Source organism: Nostoc sp. (genome assembly GCF_036917535.1).
Classification (GTDB): Bacteria; Cyanobacteriota; Cyanobacteriia; order Cyanobacteriales; family Nostocaceae; genus Nostoc.
Window position 1 is genome coordinate 66,933 of the sequence record NZ_JBALDA010000013.1, and the last position, 19,973, is coordinate 86,905.

Genomic DNA, 19,973 nt, shown 5'->3' on the forward strand with positions numbered 1-19,973 from the left:
TTATCAGGATGACAAAAATTATTTTGTATTTACTGATACATTAATGGTTATTTTTAGATTAAGATATTCACACTTTAGTGGTTATACTGTGGAAAAAAGTTAATCAGCGTGGGGTAATGGGTACTGATAGTTGTAATTTGTCAGTATTGCCCCTGTTGCCATTTTCAAAATTCTTTGCAGCAAATCAAGGGGTTGTAGAGACATATATTTGCATACCTTTACATATGTATCTGTAGCTAAAAATTGCATGAAATAGCATGATCGCCTACACATTATCAATTCTCGATTGCTTTTCTTGAGAATCTGACAATGGTAATGTTAATTGATTATACGGTTATTCAAAACTTTGATAGTTCGGAATTTCAGGTCAATGAGTATTTATAGATTCAAGCAATGTCGTCAAACTACCCAATCAGTCGGCAACAGGACTTGTCTATTTAATTGCTTGGCTAAAATCCAGATCAGCCGGGTGGAAGGTTGGAGCCATCCAAAAACCAGCTTGGCAACAAGTATCCTCGATCGCCAGTCTATTTGATTAAGAAATATCAAGGTTTTGGCAAACGAGATTATATGCCCAATAATTTTTCTACTCAACCTTCTTTGTCTACTCAAACCTCTAGTTCATTATTTACGCTCACAGTTTCCCCTGCAAAAGTAATCCGTGGTTCTGGTGTGTTGCAAATAGCCGCAGCAGAGATTGCCTGTTTGGGAAGTCGTCCTTTAATTGTGGCAGGTAAGTCTACTCTCGCCATCAGCCAACAAAATTTACAACCAGTGTTAGAAGCGCAGCAGTTACACACTGTCCAAGCTTCTTATGGTGCAGATTGCTGCGAAGCTAGCCTAAAATCTTTACAGAAGAAGGCAAAAGAACATAAAGCTGATCTAATTATCGGTGTTGGTGGCGGCAAAGCCCTAGATACAGCGAAATTAGTCGCACAGCAGTTACATCTACCAGTGGTGACAATTCCTACTTCCGGTGCTACTTGTGCAGCTTGGAGTGCCTTATCGAATGTTTATTCGGAAGATGGGGCTTTTCTCTACGATGTAGGGCTATCTCGTTGTCCGGATTTATTGATACTCGATTATGACTTGATTAAAACTGCACCACAACGTACCTTAATAGCTGGAATTGGTGATGCGATCGCTAAGTGGTACGAAGCCTCAGTTAGCAGTGGACACTTGCAAGACACTTTAATTATTGCTGCGGTGCAACAAGCACGAGTTTTGCGAGATATCCTGTTGCAAAAGTCAGCCGCCGCCCTCGTAGAACCAGGTAGTGAGGTTTGGCGAGAAGTGGTAGATGCCACTGTTTTATTAGCTGGGGTAGTTGGGGGACTTGGAGGGGCACAGTGTCGCACAGTTGCCGCCCATGCCGTGCATAACGGTTTAACTCATATTTCAGGACATGGCAGTATTCATGGCGAAAAAGTTGCTTTTGGGATTTTGGTGCAACTGCGTTTAGAAGAAATGCTACAAGGCAATCAACTTGCTGCATCGGCACGGCAACAGTTGTTAAAGTTCTACGCAGAAATTGGACTACCCCAAAAATTAAGTGATTTGGGATTGGGCAATATTACATTAGGCGAGTTGCAAACAGCCGCCGAAATGGCTCTAATTCCTAATTCTGACATCCATCGACTACCGTTTAAAGTCGCGCCAGAACAGCTGATGGCGGCAATGGTTTCTACCACTGCACCTATAGATAGTAGAGATACTAAGGCAGTCGCCTCAACGGATAGCGGAGCGTTAGCGAGTCATCGAGCGTCGGGAACCTCCGCACGGCGCAGCCTTACAAATCGAGTTTCGCCCAAGGGAATGAGTGACGAGGTTTTATGAGTTTAAATTGGATTGTCCCAGCAGAACGCATACAAAAACTACCACCTTATGTATTTGCCCGTTTAGATGAACTGAAAGCTAAAGCACGGGAACAAGGGTTAGATTTAATTGATTTGGGTATGGGAAACCCCGATGGTGCAACGCCAGCACCAGTAGTAGAAGCGGCGATCGCTGCTTTAAAAGATCCTGCTAATCACGGTTATCCACCCTTTGAGGGCACAGCTAGTTTCCGCCGTGCCATCACTAACTGGTATCGTCGCCGTTATGATGTGGTTCTCGATCCTGATAGCGAAGCTTTGCCACTACTGGGTTCTAAAGAAGGATTAACTCATTTAGCGATCGCTTACATTAACCCTGGTGATTTAGTTCTGGTTCCTTCCCCAGCTTATCCAGCACATTTCCGTGGCCCGGCAATCGCTGGTGGAAAAATCCACAGCTTGATTCTTAAACCCGAAAATAACTGGTTAATTGATTTAGCTGCCATTCCTGATGAAGTTGCAAAACAAGCCAAGATACTCTATTTCAACTATCCCAGCAATCCTACCGCCGCCACCGCCCCCCGCGAATTTTTTGAAGAAATCGTCGCCTTCGCCCGCAAATATGAAATTTTGCTGGTGCATGATTTGTGTTACGCCGAGTTAGCTTTTGATGGTTATCAACCCACTAGCTTGTTAGAAATTCCTGGTGCAAAAGATATTGGTGTGGAATTTCACACCTTATCTAAAACCTACAATATGGCTGGTTGGCGCGTCGGGTTTGTCGTGGGCAACCGCCATGTAATTCAAGGTTTGCGGACGCTGAAAACTAACTTGGATTATGGCATTTTTGCCGCATTACAAACAGCAGCCGAAACAGCTTTGCAACTGCCAGATATGTATTTGCATGAGGTACAACAACGTTACCGTAACCGCCGCGATTTCCTGATTCACGGGTTAGGAGAGTTGGGTTGGGATATCCCCAAAACCAAGGCGACGATGTATCTTTGGGTGAAGTGTCCCGTTGGTGTTGGTTCCACAGATTTTGCGCTGAATGTGTTACAACAAACAGGCGTTGTGGTTACTCCAGGTAATGCCTTTGGGGTTGCAGGTGAGGGTTATGTCAGGATCAGTTTGATTGCAGAGTGCGATCGCTTGGGTGAAGCTTTACATCGCTTCAAGCAAGCTGGCATCCGCTATCAACCTGAAGCTGTAGTCCCTGCTTCAGAGGCGATCGCCGATCTCGTTAGTTAATTATAGAAAGGAAAACCAATATTATATGACTAAAATTTTTGCTGATGGTCTTTGAGATCGTGTAAAAAAGTAGAAAGAGTTAACAATGATTGGTACTAATATTTATATCAATCAAGAAACTCAAGAATCTTGAGTTAAAGCTGCTACTTTAAAAGAAGTATCTGTTGAAAAACTAGCTTCTTCTCTTTTGAGGGAAAGTATTCAAAAAAGTTTTGGGCAAATACGCTATTCTAGTTGCACAAAATACTACAACTAGAGGATTTACTCAAAGTAAAGGTTAGGTAGTATTAGTTAAAAAGCTAGAGGTCACTCGCTTCTAAAAATTAAAAATTCAATCCCACGACTGCCGTAAGTAGCTGGGTGGGAAAATTTATCGTTGAGAGAAGGCAGGAGGCACGAGGGAAGAGGATTTTAGCCTAGTTAAATTTTCTTCACATAGTTTGGTTTTATTGCACCAACTTACTTAAGCTCTGAAACTCTTGATGCCTTGCGCCTCTTTATGAGACGCTCTGCGCGAACGCGTAGCGCGCCTTCTTCACAATTATTTTTTAAAATAAGCTCTATATCCCACAACTAAAGTTTTATTCGTAATTTTCAATTTTTAATTGTTTTGTCAAGAGCCAATAACTTTGACTCGCCAAATTACCAGCTGTGGAAGCTGGGGAAACACTACAGACGATCTGACGAAGTACACCACATGCAAATATACGAAGCTACAGCTATTGCAAGCTCACTCTCTAACGTAGATTTCCAAATTGAGATAACCTGTAGCTATGTTCAATATCTGCTGTCAAAAAGGTAATGTAGCATTCATTGCCTGCAAACTAGGATATTGAATGAAGACGGAGGGCTGTTCGAGCTTACGGAAAACTGCCTTCTGCTTCCTGTCTTTTTTAATGAATACCTAATCTTAAATCCAATATCTAATTTTTTTGCTATGGTAATCCCAAAGGAATTGTTAAGTGCTTACAAGATGTAAATTAAGTGATTCACTAATCAGAAAGTATATTATATTACAAATGCATAACTAATTTATGGATAAAATACATCTTTATTGTTACTTAGTGAATTGATTAATACTCATTTCAATATCTTCCAATGTTTGTAATAATAAACGATTTGCCTGCAATTTCCAACCCCATTTCTGAATTCTGTAAGCTAATACACTTCCAACTACAGACGCTAACAAGCCTATGGGTTGATTTAAAGAAATTCCTAGTAACAAACCTAATCCAGCAATTCCCCAAAATGGTAAGGCTATTGCTTGTCTTTGTTCTTCTATAACTTGGGTAATTATATTAGATTTCATCATAGCAAGTAATGCCTCTTTGACTTGCTGCTGTTCTGTTAGCGACACTGTTAAACTTATTTTACGGCGTAGTTTTTCTATTTTGCGGGCATCAGTGCTGTATTCAGTTAGTTCATCTTCTGCCATTTTTAGGAGTCGTTCTAGCTGCGCCATCATGTATTACATCCAGTATTTTGATCGAGTTATTAAACTGAATAATTATTAATTTTTCTTGCTGATAATTTTGTATTTCATCACCAAATATCAAACTACGCGACAGAACCAAAAATCTCAAGCTGAATATGGCAAAAATAAATATAGTAGCAGTTATGCACTTACAAGTTGAGTATAAACTTAAAAGGTAATATTTATGACTATAGTATCTAAAAGCACTTTGTCTCTATCTGCCCAAGAACGATCGCTCATTCTCTGGTTTGATGAAATTGGTATTGCTGATATACCAGTAGTTGGTGGTAAAAATGCCTCACTAGGGGAAATGATTCAACAGTTAACACCAAAAGGCATTAACGTTCCCACAGGATTTGCTACTACTGCTTACGCTTATCGTCATTTCATTCAATCAGCGGGGTTAGAAGCAAAACTACGTAAACTCTTTGCTGATTTAGATGTTGAAGATGTCAAAAATTTACGAGAACGCGGAAAAAAAGCGCGATCGCTATTAATCCACACACCATTTCCAGTAGAATTGCGCGAGGCGATCGCCACAGCATACCATAGTCTCTGTGAACAATACAATGCAGACACAGATGTGGCAGTTCGTTCCAGTGCTACTGCTGAAGACCTTCCTGATGCTAGTTTTGCTGGACAGCAGGAAACTTACCTCAACGTTGTCGGTGTCGAAGGTGTTTTAGCAGCTTGTCACAAATGCTTTGCGTCTCTATTTACTGATCGCGCTATTTCTTATCGTCACGCCAAGGGATTTGACCACTTTAGCATTGCTCTAGCTGTGGGTGTGCAAAAAATGGTGCGTTCTGACTTAGCAACCTCTGGGGTAATGTTCTCCATTGATACAGAAACAGGTTTTAAGGATGCAGCACTAATTACAGCCGCTTACGGTTTAGGTGAAAATGTTGTTCAGGGATCTGTAAATCCCGATGAATATTATGTTTTTAAACCAACTTTAAAAGCTGGTTTTTGCCCAATTATCGATAAAAGATTGGGTAGTAAAGAACTGAAAATGATTTATGATGACGGCTCCAAATTTACGAAAAATGTTTCGGTTTCGCCCAGCGAAAGAGGAAAATTCGCTCTGAGCGATCAAGAAATTTTACAACTAGCAAATTGGGCATGTTTAATTGAAGACCATTATTCCCAAGTCCACGGCATTTTCACTCCAATGGATATCGAGTGGGCAAAAGATGGGATTACTAACCAACTCTTTATTGTGCAAGCGCGTCCCGAAACCGTCCAGTCACAGAAGACGGGAAATGTGTTGCGGAGTTATCGGTTGGTATTGAGAAATCGGGAATGGGGAATCGGGAATGGAGAAAAATCTTCCCACTCCTCACTTCCTGATTCCCAATCCCCAATCCCGCTTGTTACGGGACGTGCGATTGGGGAAGCAATTAGTCAGGGAAAAGCACGCCTAATTTTAGATGTTCACAAACTAGACCAGTTCCAAGTCGGGGAAGTTTTGGTGACAGAGAGAACCGATCCCGATTGGGAACCAATTATGAAACGCGCTAGTGCAATTGTCACTAATTCTGGGGGGCGCACCTGCCATGCAGCAATTATCGCGCGAGAATTGGGTGTACCTGCGATCGTCGGATGCGGCAATGCTACAGAAATTTTAAAACCTGGTCAAGAGGTAACAATTTCTTGCGCTGAAGGGGAAGAAGGAAAAGTTTATGCAGGCTTATTACCTTTTGAAGTGGAAGAAGTTCCTTTAGAAAATTTGCCCCGCACCCGCACTCAAATTTTAATGAATGTAGGTAATCCCCAAGAAGCATTGAGTTTATCGGCAATTCCTAACGATGGCGTAGGTTTAGCGCGAACAGAATTTATCATTGCTAACCAAATTCAAATTCATCCAATGGCGTTGATTCATTATGACTCCTTAAAAGATGAATTTGTCAAAGCTAAAATTGCTGATATTACTTCACTTTACGACGAGAAACCCCAATATTTTGTAGATAAATTAGCCCAAGGTATAGGTAGAATTGCCGCAGCATTTTATCCCAAACCAGTGATTGTGCGAATGTCAGATTTCAAAAGTAATGAATATGCCAATTTGTTAGGTGGGCAACAGTTTGAACCCCATGAAGAAAACCCAATGCTGGGTTGGCGGGGGGCAGCGCGTTACTATGATCAAGGTTACAGAGAAGCTTTTGCCTTAGAGTGTCATGCCATCAGGCGGGTACGGAAAGAAATGGGTTTGACGAATGTTATCCCGATGATTCCCTTTTGTCGCACTCCCGATGAAGGGCGTTTAGTTTTGGCAGAGATGGCAAAAAATGGTTTAAAGCAAGGTGTTAACGACTTGCAGATTTATGTAATGTGTGAGTTGCCTAATAATGTGATTATGGCTGAGGAGTTTGCTGAGGTATTTGACGGCTTCTCAATTGGTTCCAACGACCTAACTCAATTGACACTGGGGATAGATAGAGATTCGACGTTAGTGGCGCAGTTATTTGATGAACGCAGTCAGGGTGTAAAGCGAATGGTAAAAATGGCGATAGAAGCGGCGAAAAAATGCGATCGCAAAATCGGCATTTGTGGACAAGCACCCAGCGACTATCCAGAATTTGCCCAGTTTTTGGTTGAACAAGGAATTGACTCGATTAGCCTAAATCCTGATTCAGTTTTAAAGACAATGTTGGAAGTGGCAAAAGTCGAGGGTAGTAATTCGTAATTCGTAATTCGTAATACTCGCCTCCGGCGAGAAGCAAGCTACGTAATTCGTAATTCGAGTAATTTATGCCAGTTAGAGACCGTTACCACGAGAACGTCAAAAATGCCCTGATTAAAGATGGCTGGACGATTACCGACGATCCATTTCATCTGAAGTGGGGAAAAAGGGATATGTATGTTGACCTGGGTGCAGAGAAATTGATTGCTGCCCAAAAGGAAGGACAGTATATAGCCGTTGAGATTAAAACGTTTCGCAGTGTATCGGACATGACTGATCTTGAACACGCGCTGGGACAATATCTTGCATACCGTTCTGTAATGACTAGAACCAATCCCGAACGCGTCCTCTATCTCGCTGTTCGTGACGAAGTATACGCCGATATCTTTGATGAACCAATTGCTAAACTTTTGATAGAAGATTACAAAGTCCATATCGTTGTATTTCAGCTAGAGCAAGAGGTTATTTTCAGATGGATACCTTGGAGCAGTACAGGCAATTAATTCGGAATATTCTGATTGAGCATACAACAATTCCTTTCAGCATTGGCAATATTCAATTTGAAACAGTTTTCGACAGCGAACAAGATCGTTACTTATTGATGATTTTGGGAAGAGAACCAGCCTATGATTTATCTCCTACTGTGACTCGTCGCGTTCACGGCTGTCTGATTCACATTGATATTATTGATGGCAAAATTTGGATTCAACGTGATGGCACTGAAGAGGGGGTAGCAACGGAATTGGTGAAGGCAGGTATACCAAAGGATCGGATTGTGTTAGGGTTCCGATCTGAAGAGCTGCGGAAAGATTCAGAATTTGCGATTGCATAACCAACAGTAGTTGAACTTCTGGATAACTGCTTATAGCATAGCGATCGCCATATTTTGTTTATGTAATTGTCTACAAAACTTTTGACTGCTCAACCATAAGTATCTTAGTATTTTGCAGAATGGCGATTTATTTTAGCCAAAAGCAAGATGACAAATCTTTTGGAAACTGAACGCTTGATCGTTCGCAGTTGGATACCCGAACGCGATGCCGAGCAAGCTTTTGTTGTAATGTACAGTGATTCTGAAGTGACGCGCTTTCTTCGTCATGCTTCTCGCGTCACAAGCATTGATTTACAACGTCAGCGCTTGATCGAAAACAGTGAGCGAATGCACCAACGCAACAATGGTACTGGTTCTTGGGCAATTGTTGAAAAGCAAACTACAACAATTGTGGGAACTATTCTTCTGTTACAATTGCCCGACAAAGATGGTTTACCCACTCTAGATTATGAGGTAGGCTGGCACTTGAGGCGAGTTTCTTGGGGTAAAGGGTATGCAACAGAAGCAGGACAAGTTATGCTCAACTACGGGTTTAGTGTCCTGAACTTGCCAGTGATTTATGCCGTAGTGAAGCCAGAAAATCATGCTTCAATCCGTGTAACTCAAAGACTGGGTATGAAACCAATAGGGACTACAAACAAGTATTACGGTATTGAGTTACTCCTGTTCCAACTAGATGCACCTGAAGAGTGGAAGGGGAGCAGGGAGCAGGGAGAGCAGGGGAAGCAGGGGAAGAAAGAATAACTAATATCCAATGACAAATGACAAATGAATAAAAAGTGGTTCCGAATTGGGATGGTAAGTGTATTTATTCTCTCACTTGCCTTACGGTTTTGGGGACTGGAGCGATTCAACACTCTGGTATTTGATGAAGTTTATTTTGCCAAATTTGGTAATAATTATCTTACGCATACGCCATTCTTTAATGCTCATCCGCCGCTGAGTCAATATATTATTGGTATCGGCATTTGGATTGGCAGTCATATTCCTTTTGGGCACGATACAGTAAATGGACTTACAGGTTCATTGCGATCGCCTTGGACTTATCGTTGGTTCAATGCCCTCACCGGCTCATTTATTCCTGTAGTTGTGGCTGCGATCGCTTATCGGTTAAGTTATCGTCGTACCTTTGCAATACTTGCAGGATTATTCACAGCTTGTGATGGTATTTTTTTAGTTGAGTCTCGGTATGCTCTAAGTAATATTTATATTGTCATTTTTGGTTTGTTAGGGCACTGGTTTTTATTATTGGCATTAGATAACCAAAATCGGCGACGTTCTTTTTGGTTAGTTTTTGCTGGCATTGGTTTTGGTGCCTCAGTCGGTACTAAGTGGAATGGTTTATGGTTCCTATCAGGTGCTTATCTCATTTGGGTAGCAGCTTGGGTAATTCATTTGATACATTCTTTTCCTAAGCTCAAACTCTTTTTTACATCCTCTTCATTGAAGGAGGCAGCAGGAGATGCAGGGGGAGCAGAGGGAGCAGGGGGAGCAGAGGATGCAGGGGAGGTAGGAGTTAGTACTTATTCTCCCTCATCACCCTCATCTCAGACACCACTACAAAATTTGACTCAGCTCAATATTTTTCAGATGCTGTTTTATCTAGGAATCATCCCAGCTTTTATCTACAGTATCATCTGGATTCCCCACCTTCAACTAGATAAAACTTATGGATTTATTGCAGTACATCAGCAAATTTTGAAGTTTCACTTACATTTAGGAGGAAATAGCCCTAACGTACATCCTTACTGTGCTGCCTGGTATAAATGGCCTTTGATGACTCGACCAATGGCATATTATTATCAAACGGCTGAAAGTATCACTGAACCGTTACCTGTGATGGGCCCACCTTTACCTGCCGGTGCTGGACAAGTTATTTATGATGTCCATGCAATGGGCAATCCATTTTTGTGGTGGTTTGGTGTCGCTGCTATGTTGTTTTTAGTAGGGATGCTGGTATTACAAGCGGTAATTCCTTGGGTGAAAGAAAAGCGTTTTTCTATGCCTGCAACCCTGAGTGTTGATACTTGGATTGCCTTATATTTAGTTATAAATTATGCTGCTAACTTATTACCTTGGGTGAAAGTGACAAGGTGTGTTTTTATCTACCACTATATGTGTGCAGTAGTGTTTGTATTTTTAGCGATCGCTTGGTTTGTCGATCGGTGTCTTTGCAGTTATTATCAACAACTCCGGGCGCTAGGTGTCACCATTACTTTTATTATTCTGGCTGCTTTTATTTTCTGGATGCCCATTTATTTGGGTTTACCCCTCTCCCCTAACGATTATAAACTGCGAATGTGGTTCAACTCTTGGATTTAATTAAAAGGGCATCGGCTAAACAGGGTATGGGGCATAAGGCATGGGAAGAATAATAACTCCTAACTCCTACTCCCTTCCCGCGATAAGATTAACAGTAAACCAAAAAGTTTTTCCCCAAAGAGCTTTGACTAGTTGAAAAGGAGGAGAGGGGAAATTGGGGAAGCTGAAGGAGTAAAGAAAATGATTCAGTTATGGCTAAATTGGCAAAAAATATTGCTTAATTGCCATCCAATCCCTCCCCTACCCAATATCTCTGAAAGTTACACCAAATACTTTATTTTAGTGCTATTGGTTTTTAAACCAGTTGAATGTCTAGATTAGCTTGGAAACCAATAGGCTTATTTTCAATGACGGCGAATCTAGATTCTTGGAAGAACAAAGAACCATTTAAGGGATCATAACTGAAGTCGCTGATGGAAGTAGCACCAAACCCTGCTTGAGAAATCTGGATTTTGTCACCTTCAACAGCCTTAAAGTCTTTGATAATGTCAACACCCTCTAATACGTTGCTAAAAACAAATTTATCTGCACCTAATCCACCAGTGAGAGTATCGTTGCCGTTTCCACCAGCGAGTATGTCATTGCCACTCCCGCCAGAAAGTATATCGTTACCGCCATTGCCAAATAACAGATTATTTTGCCTATCTCCAACAATGGTGTCACTTTGATTTGTACCTTTGACATTATCAAAGTTTATAAATGTGAACTTAGCTGTATTTCCGTCAGGAAGATTATTCACTACGAAACTTTGAGTTTCAAGGTTAGCGTTGACTGATGCATCTCCAATTAGAAAGGGTGCTGAAGGAGCAATTGAGGCGTCTATAGTGTTACTTTCAGCACTAGCATCAACAACAAGCTTTTCAAATTGGCCAAGTAAATCTGTACCTAGTCCGCCACCTTTTTTAAGAGTTCCATCAATGAAGATGGTAGAGCTTACACCTATTTTGCTGTAATCAGCCGTATCAATCCCATTTCCACCAAGTAAGGTATCGTTGCCTGCGCTGCCTCTAATAATATCATTGCCGCCACTACCAGATAATTGATTATCCTGAGTATCACCAATAATGGTATCATTTTGACTTGTACCAATTACATTTACGAAATTACTCACCTTAACTACTATTGGCGGCGAACCTACAACTCTGATTTCTAGTCTTTCTTTAGATAAGTCAGCTACTATTGATACATTTGTGCTGTCAGAAGTAGCATCAATACTGTTAATCTGTCCAGTAGCCCCAATGACGCCTTTAATAAAATCTTTAAAGGAGTCAGTTCCAATAGCACCTTTTTGAATAACCACTGGTTGGATTGTTATAGGTTGTCCTAAACTGCTGTAGTCAACAACATCGTTACCATTTCCACCCTTTATGGTATCATCACCTGCACTACCGATAAATGTGTCATTACCGGCAGTTCCGATCAAAGTGTCGTCTGCATCAGTGCCTATAATTGTTGCCATAATTTTGCTTCCCTGGTATTGAAGTAACTGCTATCTATGAATTTGATATTTAACTATATTATATTAATATTTCAAGAGCATCTAAATTTATTTTCAGAAAAGTTTTTTTATAATTTTACTACTTTCCAATGAGTTGGTATCTGTTATTGTTCGTAACTCATTTAGGATTGCTATACCGTGCTCTTACGCATGATCTATTCAATTGAAAACTGCTCTCAAAGGAATTTTCATCCGTGGTAACAGCGATTCTGCTATGACTCATTTTTCTCTGAAAAAATAAATTTTCTTTACAAAAACTTTATTAAAATTCAGCGACTATTTTCGGAATTTATAAATAGGATTTGTAGCTTAACTCCATACAACAAAAGCAATATACAAAACTTTGTTATAAAAAATCTCATTTATGAAAATTAAATTCGTTGCATAAAATAAAAAACAAAACGTAATAAGTATTAGAGCTACAAGGAAAAATTAACTTTTGTATATCTCTACTTAGATGAGATGTAAGTGCCAAATTATGCATCATTTACAAGACATTCGGATGTCTAAAAAACTAGTTAATTGTACGTGTATGTCCGACTACCAAATGAAAAGTGAAACAAAATATACAAATATTACTAAAAGTAAGTATTTAACATCATTTCAACGGAAATTACTGTTAGGAAGTTTGGAAAAAAGTTTACCTGAATCTTACCGACAGCGGATTGAAATCATGTTGTTGGCAGATGAGGAAAAAACTCAAAGGTCAATTTGTCAAATTTTGGGGTGTTGTCCAGCAATAGCACGGCATTGGACACACATAGCCAGAACTGGGATGGCGCATCAATGGCTAGATTGTCCCATTGGTCGCCCAAAGGCAGTAAATGACGAGTATTTAGAGCGTTTGAAGGAATTAATTAACAGTAGTCCCCGCGATCATGGCTATGCTTTTCGCCGCTGGACAGCTAACTGGGTTGGGAAACATCTGGCAAAAGAATTTGGGATTGAAGTGAGCGATCGCCATATCAAACGACTGCTCAAACAGATGGGATTATCCACACTACCAAAACCCAGAAATTCTAAAGCAAACAGCAACGAACAAGCTCAGGGTTCCAAAATTTTGATTAGTGACCTCAAATCCGCAGCTATTCCAGATGATACCGAATTTTTACTATTAACTTTGCAAAATTAGAAAAAGATTTAGACATTCATGGCGCAAGATATATCCACTCAGTTAGTAACTCTGCAATTGTTCAACAATACTCTGGGTTATTCTCTTTCGACAGAGGAATTTCAACACTGTCTTCAACAAATTAAATTTATCAATCCGAAAGTTGGCAAGTTCTGGCAAGGAACTGATGCCAAAGTGGGTATTTATATTGCGATCGCTGGTAAGGTCAGGTTGCTAGATAGCGCCGATGAGTTAATCGCCACTTTGAAGGCAGGTGACTCATTTGGGGAATTTACCTTATTTAAAGAGGGTGACTTTAAACCTTACGCTGCCAGGGCTTCAGTAAAGCTGCAATTGTGCTTTGTTTCGGGTGAAGTGTTGTGCCTTTGATGGCTAAATATCCCCAAATTCGAGAGCATTTGTGGGCTAAGGCGCTATCTCGTAATCCTCAACAGGTGGACTCAGCTTACCCCGCATCTGACTCAAAATGGGTGCATGAAACGAAGGTTTTGTCAACCTCAGCAGTAAAGCCACGCGAGAAAAAGATTAGCAAAGCCTATTTTCCTAACTCCACGCAATGGGCAATCCATTTTTGTGGTGGTTCGGTGTTGCTGCTATGTTATTTTTAGTAGGAATGCTGGTTTCACAAATCGTAATTCCTTGGGTGAAGGAAAAGCGTTTTTCTCTTAAAGCAACTCCTAATGTTGATACTTGGATTGCTTTATATATAGTTATCAATTATGCTGCTAACTTATTACCTTGGGTGAAGGTTAATAGGTGCGTTTTTATTTATCACTATATGTGTGCATTGGTGTTTGTATTTTTAGCGATCGCTTGGTTCGTTGAGCGGTGTCTTTGCAGTTATTATCAACAACTCCGGGCGCTAGGTGTCACCATTACTTTTATTATTCTGGCTGCTTTTATTTTCTGGATGCCCATTTATTTGGGTTTACCCCTATCTCCTGACGGTTATAAATTGCGAATGTGGTTCAACTCTTGGATTTGATTAATCAACTATTATTGATACATTTTACTGTCAGAAGTAGCATTAATACTGTTCAGTTCTCCGATAGCACTGATGACAGTTTCAACAAAATCTTTAAAAGTGTCAGTTCCAATTGCATCTTTTTGGATAACCATTGGTCGGATTATTACAGGTTTTCCTAAACTTTTTGAATAACACTCCGGTGGATAGAAGAGACAATTAACAGAGTATGCAACATTAAAATAAGAAATTTATAAGAAAAGACAAAATCTGTAGACTAGTCGTTCAAAACTTGAAAGACAATTAATTCAATTTGGGCGATAGTATGCAGCAAGATAATGACAACCTATGAGCAAACGAGTAATTGTAGTTGGGGCTGGGTTGGCAGGACTTACAGCTGCTTATGAACTGGTTCGTGCTGGGTTTGATGTGCAAGTGTTTGAAGCCCGCGAACGAGTTGGAGGGCGAGTCCAAACAGTCTTTTTTGGAGCAGAACAGCATGGCGAATTGGGTGCAGAGTTCGTCGATGATAACCATACAGCATTGATATCTTATGCCAGTCAATTCAACCTCATGCTTGAGCCTGCCTTTAAGTTTCCAGATGACCTGTGCTATTACATTGATGGTAATTTCTCAACTCCAAAAACGCTCTTGTCTCAACATCAAGATTCTTTAAATGATGCATATCAGAAGTTAGATCAATTATTGTCACAGCTTGCCGATCCTGCCCAAACATTAGCTCAGTGGCTGACTGCACATTCCATTGATCCCTTTGCCTGCAAAGTTATCCGTCAGCAATCCTATGGAATGTATGCTACCGATCCGGAGGCAATTGGAGTTGGCTTCTTTGCTTACAGTGCTACTTCCGGCGATCGCAATTTCCGAATTCGAGGTGGTAGTACTCAACTTGCAACAGTATTTGCTCACTTTTTAGGCGATCGCATCCATCTTAATACCCCAGTTCAGCGGATTCAGCAGCAAGAACAAACCGTTGCTGTGAGTTTAAAAACGCTTCAGGGACAGGTTGAAGTATTTGCCGACTGGATTGTTGTCACAATTCCCTGGAGTGTTTTGCGCCATTTGTCTATTGAAGTTCCGCTTACAGAGGCACAACGAGAGGCGATCGCTCACTTGTCTTATGGGGTATCGATTAAGACTTTACTTCAGTACTCCAACCGTTTCTGGCAGCAATCCAGTTGGGGGTTAGTCGTGGGAGAAACACCTTATCAAACGGTCTGGGAATCTACCGTAACTCAGGCAGGTGAAGCAGGAATTCTTGCTTGTACAAGCAGTGGGACACCTAGCCGAAATGTTGCTGGACAGTCCGTTGAGTTAGCACAACAAACAGTATCCACGCTTAAGCCAAATGCTTCCAAAGCGCTCGCAACTGCAACTCATGACTGGAGTGCTGATCCTTGGTCACAGGGATCTTACTGCTATTTCGCTCCTAGAGACTTGAAAAGCTGGCGCTCTAACTTACCGTACTCTGCGGGAGGAGTCATTTTTGCAGGAGAACATACCGCTCCCGTTGAATATTGTGGCTATATGGAGGGAGCAATTCGCAGTGGACAACGAGCAGCAAAGCAAATTTTAGCTTTCGTGATTACATAAAACGCAGATTTTTCACACTTTTTTACAGATTATTACGGCAAACATTTAAAAGCCAAGGAATGTACGCTTAGCTCGAAATCCTTGCGATGGCTGAGTTTTAGTCATCACTCACAAGTATTGTCCCCACATGAGAGATTATTCCTAACGATATATTTGTTCTACAATACGCTTATAAGTATCCGAATATACAGTAGCGTAATGTCTCGACACACAGAAGCCAGAACAGCTTTCTTTGACCTCTAAATTTTGGTCTCAGTGCCAGCAAGGCAACATCAGCAATATCATTTCGACCTTGCAAATCAAGTTCAGACCAAACCTTAAGACAAGGAAATCCCTCATCTGAGTTACTAGTGACTAGCTGAAGACCGCCTGCTAAGTAGCCATTTACAGTGAGTACAAAGTATTTTGAAGAGTCCAGATAGGCACGCAATTCATCTCCTGGATGCCAAAACTGCTCAACGGCAATTTCTTCAAATAAACTTATAACTTGCTCGACCTCTTGAGGATTAGCGCTGTAAGGCTAAATTGGGGTTGAAAACACAATTTTTGAGCAGGCGATGCCTACGGTTTTTGCTAGCCTACGCGTAATTTTGATACGCATCTTTATATTCTTACTCCATTGGTTCAGTAAAAGAAATAACTTCATATCTCTGCTTGTTCCAAATTTTCAGCATAATTTTTAATTGACAAACGTAAGATTATTTTAACCTCTCACCGATGGAGTCCTATGTATCCTTTTGAATTACAAAAGTATTTTACTTGTAAAGAAAATGTACAGTGATTGTCGTATTTAGCCTAATATTTCATAAAAGTTTTACGGTTAATTTACCGAATTCACATATATGATTTGTAGCCTGATATATACCTGACATACAATACATATAATACATAAAAAATTGTCCGCTATTAGGGTAATCACTAGCCCCTAAATAGATTTGTTTGTGAGTGCTTGATAAATTATTTGTCAAGCACAAGGCATTTATGCGTCTATAAAACTAGCAATTCTACGTTTATGTCCGACTACCAAGATAAACCTGAAACTAACTACTTAAGTGGATCTACTGGTAAGTATTTAACAGCATTTCAGCGGAAACTGCTATTACAAAATTTGCAAAAAAGTTTACTTGAATCCTACCGTCAACGCATTGAAATCATGTTGTTGGCAGATGAGGGAAAAACTCAAAGGTCAATTTGTCAAAGCTTGGGATGTTGTGCAGCAACAGTAAGGCATTGGACACACATAGCCCGAACTGGGATGGCGCACCAATGGCAAGATTGCCCCATTGGTCGTCCGAAGGCAGTAAATGACGAGTATTTACAACGTTTGAAAGAACTGATTAATAGTAGTCCCCGCGAACATGGCTATGCTTTTCGACGCTGGACAGCTAACTGGGTTGGGAAACATCTGGCAAAAGAATTTGGGATTGAAGTGAGCGATCGCCATATCAAGCGACTACTCAAACAGATGGGATTATCCACACTATCAAAACCCAGCAATTCTGAAGCAAATAGCACCGAACAAGCTCAGGGTTCCAAAATTTTCATTAGTGACTTGAAATCGACAACTATTCCAGATGATTCAGAATTTATGTCTCTGAACTTTGCAACATTAGGAAAGGATTCAGGCATCTATGGCGCAAGATATATCCGCTCAGTTAGTAACTCTGCAACTGTTCAACAAAACTCTGGGTTATTCTCTTTCGACAGAGGAATTTCAACACTGTCTTCAACAAGTTAAATTTATCAATCCGAAAGTTGGCAAGTTCTGGCAAGGAACTGATGCCAAAGTGGGTATTTATATTGCGATCGCTGGTAAAGTCAGGTTGCTAGATAGCGCCGATGAGTTAATCGCCACTTTAGAGGCAGGTGACTCATTTGGGGAATTTACCTTATTTAAGGAGGGTGACTTTAAACCTTACGCTGCCAGGGCTTCAGTCAACTTGCAACTGTGCTTCGTTCCGGGTGAAGTGTTGTGGCCGTTGATGACTAAATATCCCCAAATTCGGGAGCATTTGTGGGCTAAGGCGCTATCTCGTAACCCTCAACAGGTAGACTCAAATAATCCCCCATCTGACTCAAAACGGGCGCATGAAACGAAGGTTTTGTCAACCTCAGCAGTAAAGCCACACCAGAAAAAGATTAGCAAAGCCTATTTTCCCAACTCCACGCAGCGAGTCGGGCATTTATTACAGCGTGTGATTCGGCGCTATCCGTTTTTTGCTCAACAGAGTGGCTCGGATTGCGGTGCAGCTTGTTTAGTGATGGTGTCTCGCTATTGGGGGAAAAACTTTAGTGTAAATCGCCTGCGGGATATCGCCAATGTTGACCGCAATGGCTCGTCGCTGCGGGGGTTATCGGCGGCGGCGGAAAGTATTGGGTTTAGCACGCGACCGGTGAAAGCGAGTCTTGACCAATTAGCGAAGCAAAAATTGCCTGCGATCGCCCACTGGGAAGGCAAGCATTACATTGTTGTCTACGAAATTACGCCCAAACACGTGATTGTAGCCGATCCCGCCATTGGTCAACGCACCCTTAGCCACCAGGAATTTAAAGCTAACTGGACTGGCTATACACTACTGCTACAACCTACAGCCTGGTTGAAGGATGCCAAAGAGACTACAACTCCCTTTTGGCAATTCTTTGAGTTGATCAAACCTCACTCTTTAGTAATGCTGGAAGTGTTTGTCGCTTCCTTATTTATCCAGATTTTTGGACTAATTACTCCCCTATTCACACAGTTAATTTTAGACCGCGTAGTAGTGCAGCGTTCTGAACTAACCTTAACGGCGGTGGGGTTAGGGCTACTGATTTTTAGTTTATTTCGTGTGGCGATGACGGGTTTGCGACAATATCTATTAGATCACACGGCAAATAAGCTCGATTTAGCACTGATTGTCGGATTTATTCGCCATACCCTGCGCCTACCCTTAAGTTACTTTGAGTCCCGTTATGTGGGGGATATTATCTCTCGTGTACAGGAAAACCGCAAAATTCAACGGTTTCTCTCCGGTGAGGCGTTGTCCATCCTGCTGGATTTAGTCACTGTCTTTATCTATTTAGGATTGATGTTTTGGTACAGCTGGAAAATGGCGTTATTGGTGTTAGTGATTATACCGCCTTTTTTCCTGTTGGCATTGATTGCCACACCTTTTTTACAAAAGATTTCTCGGGAAATTTTTAATGCTGTTGCTAATGAAAGTAGCTATCTGATTGAAGCCCTTTCTGGTGTGCGAACAGTTAAATCCACAGCAGTAGAACAGACAGTGCGTTGGCATTGGGAAGAGTTATTAAGTAAGGAAATAAAAACCAACTTTTCTGGACAAATTATCAGTAATCGCCTGCAAATATTCAGCAACACAATTGAAGCAGTAGTCACTACCGTCTTGCTGTGGTTTGGGGCGTATCAAGTGATTCACAACCAGCTAACCATTGGACAATTAGTAGCATTTAATATGTTGCTGGGAAATATTATTAGACCCTTCCAACGATTGACAGTTTTGTGGAATCAACTGCAAGAAGTGGTGATTGCAGTGGAACGCATTAATGATGTGTTGGATGCGGAACCAGAAGAAGATTTGCAGCACCAAGCGCGGCAATCTTTACCACCTATTCAAGGTAACATTCGCTTTGACAATGTGACGTTTCGCTATCACCCTGAAAGCGATATCAATGTTTTAGAAAATCTTAGTTTTGAAGTCCACAGTGGGCAAATGGTTGCCCTAGTGGGACGGAGTGGTTCAGGGAAAACCACGATTTCTAAGCTGGTTTTGGGGTTATATCCCCCCACAGATGGCAAAGTGTTGATTGATGGACAGGATATTACCAGTCTTTCGTTGCGTTCTCTACGCGAACAGGTTGGGGTAGTTGACCAAGATACTTTTTTGTTTGGCGGAACGATTCGAGAAAATATTAGTTTGGCACATCCTGGGGCAACTTTGGCAGAGATTATTGAGGCGGCGCGATTAGCGGGTGCTGATGAGTTTATTAAAAAGTTACCTATGGGTTACGAAACCCAGATTGGTGAAGGAGGGGGGATGTTGTCTGGAGGACAGCGACAAAGAATTGCGATCGCTAAGGCGTTGTTAGGCAATCCCAAGCTGTTGATTTTGGATGAGGCGACTTCCCATCTGGATGCAGAGTCAGAAAGGATTATTCAGACAAATTTAAACACAATTCTCAAAGGCAGAACCACCTTAGTAATTGCCCATCGCCTTTCAACTGTACGAAATGCAGATTTGATATTGGTGCTGGATCGCGGCGTGTTGATTGAGAGTGGCACTCACCAAGAGTTGATGGCCAAACGGGGACATTATTTTTATCTCAATCATCAGCAGATGGATGTTGCAGGGTGAAAAAAGAACATAAGCAGGAAGCTTTTGTTGTCTCCCAAAA

15 protein-coding genes and 1 pseudogene are annotated in these 19,973 nt (G+C 41.2%); 14 read left to right on the forward strand and 2 right to left on the reverse strand.

What is annotated here, in order from left to right:
- The first annotated feature begins 570 nt into the window (after window positions 1–570).
- Window positions 571–1,836 (forward strand): iron-containing alcohol dehydrogenase family protein, encoded by a 1,266-nt coding sequence (locus V7K56_RS03345; RefSeq protein ID WP_334907714.1) that lies wholly within the window; start codon window positions 571–573, stop codon window positions 1,834–1,836.
- Window positions 1,833–3,065: an aspartate aminotransferase gene (locus V7K56_RS03350; RefSeq protein ID WP_334907591.1), complete on the forward strand. Its 1,233-nt coding sequence runs from the start codon at window positions 1,833–1,835 to the stop codon at window positions 3,063–3,065. The genes V7K56_RS03345 and V7K56_RS03350 overlap by 4 nt, the downstream gene beginning before the upstream one ends.
- 1,057 nt (window positions 3,066–4,122) lie before the next feature.
- Here the strand turns inward: V7K56_RS03350 and V7K56_RS03355 are convergent.
- Window positions 4,123–4,527, reverse strand: a complete 405-nt coding sequence (locus tag V7K56_RS03355; protein WP_334907716.1) for a hypothetical protein — start codon at window positions 4,525–4,527, stop codon at window positions 4,123–4,125.
- 196 nt (window positions 4,528–4,723) lie between these two features.
- Here V7K56_RS03355 and ppsA point away from each other — a divergent pair, with 196 nt between their 5' ends.
- From ppsA to V7K56_RS03380, 5 genes are all read left to right on the forward strand, one after another.
- A complete protein-coding gene (gene ppsA / locus V7K56_RS03360) occupies window positions 4,724–7,225 on the forward strand; it encodes a phosphoenolpyruvate synthase (protein ID WP_334907593.1) in 2,502 nt (833 codons plus the stop codon).
- A 65-nt stretch (window positions 7,226–7,290) separates the two neighbouring features.
- Window positions 7,291–7,725 carry an element excision factor XisH family protein gene (locus tag V7K56_RS03365; protein WP_334907595.1) on the forward strand — a complete coding sequence of 145 codons (435 nt, stop codon included), beginning with the start codon at window positions 7,291–7,293 and terminating at the stop codon, window positions 7,723–7,725.
- Window positions 7,695–8,054 (forward strand): XisI protein, encoded by a 360-nt coding sequence (locus tag V7K56_RS03370; RefSeq protein WP_229452824.1) that lies wholly within the window; start codon window positions 7,695–7,697, stop codon window positions 8,052–8,054. Before V7K56_RS03365 ends, V7K56_RS03370 begins: the two co-directional genes overlap by 31 nt.
- A gap of 147 nt (window positions 8,055–8,201) precedes the next feature.
- Window positions 8,202–8,798 carry a GNAT family N-acetyltransferase gene (locus tag V7K56_RS03375; RefSeq protein ID WP_334907598.1) on the forward strand — a complete coding sequence of 199 codons (597 nt, stop codon included), beginning with the start codon at window positions 8,202–8,204 and terminating at the stop codon, window positions 8,796–8,798.
- 24 nt (window positions 8,799–8,822) lie between these two features.
- The gene (locus V7K56_RS03380; protein WP_334907600.1) at window positions 8,823–10,376 is read left to right on the forward strand and encodes a dolichyl-phosphate-mannose--protein mannosyltransferase; all 1,554 of its coding nucleotides are present in this window, start codon (window positions 8,823–8,825) and stop codon (window positions 10,374–10,376) included.
- A 295-nt stretch (window positions 10,377–10,671) separates the two neighbouring features.
- Here V7K56_RS03380 and V7K56_RS03385 read toward each other — a convergent pair whose 3' ends face one another.
- The gene (locus V7K56_RS03385; RefSeq protein WP_334907602.1) at window positions 10,672–11,835 is read right to left on the reverse strand and encodes a calcium-binding protein; all 1,164 of its coding nucleotides are present in this window, start codon (window positions 11,833–11,835) and stop codon (window positions 10,672–10,674) included.
- Window positions 11,836–12,421: 586 nt separating this feature from the next.
- Between V7K56_RS03385 and V7K56_RS03390 the strand changes: the two genes are divergently transcribed.
- From V7K56_RS03390 to V7K56_RS03420, 7 genes and pseudogenes are all read left to right on the forward strand, one after another.
- On the forward strand, window positions 12,422–13,006 hold the full coding sequence (locus tag V7K56_RS03390) for a helix-turn-helix domain-containing protein (protein WP_334907604.1): 585 nt from the start codon (window positions 12,422–12,424) through the stop codon (window positions 13,004–13,006).
- 18 nt (window positions 13,007–13,024) lie between these two features.
- The gene (locus tag V7K56_RS03395; RefSeq protein ID WP_334907606.1) at window positions 13,025–13,375 is read left to right on the forward strand and encodes a cyclic nucleotide-binding domain-containing protein; all 351 of its coding nucleotides are present in this window, start codon (window positions 13,025–13,027) and stop codon (window positions 13,373–13,375) included.
- A complete protein-coding gene (locus tag V7K56_RS03400; protein WP_334907608.1) occupies window positions 13,375–13,614 on the forward strand; it encodes a hypothetical protein in 240 nt (79 codons plus the stop codon). The genes V7K56_RS03395 and V7K56_RS03400 overlap by 1 nt, the downstream gene beginning before the upstream one ends.
- Window positions 13,554–13,991, forward strand: a pseudogene (locus V7K56_RS03405) (dolichyl-phosphate-mannose--protein O-mannosyl transferase); the annotation flags it as partial. The gene V7K56_RS03400 and the pseudogene V7K56_RS03405, both read left to right, overlap by 61 nt.
- Window positions 13,992–14,318: 327 nt before the next feature.
- A complete protein-coding gene (locus V7K56_RS03410; protein ID WP_334907610.1) occupies window positions 14,319–15,581 on the forward strand; it encodes a flavin monoamine oxidase family protein in 1,263 nt (420 codons plus the stop codon).
- 1,012 nt (window positions 15,582–16,593) lie between these two features.
- Entirely contained in the window at window positions 16,594–17,319 is a 726-nt protein-coding gene (locus V7K56_RS03415; RefSeq protein WP_334907612.1) for a helix-turn-helix domain-containing protein, read from the forward strand.
- Window positions 17,213–19,933: a peptidase domain-containing ABC transporter gene (locus tag V7K56_RS03420; protein WP_334907614.1), complete on the forward strand. Its 2,721-nt coding sequence runs from the start codon at window positions 17,213–17,215 to the stop codon at window positions 19,931–19,933. The genes V7K56_RS03415 and V7K56_RS03420 overlap by 107 nt, the downstream gene beginning before the upstream one ends.
- Window positions 19,934–19,973: the final 40 nt, after the last annotated feature.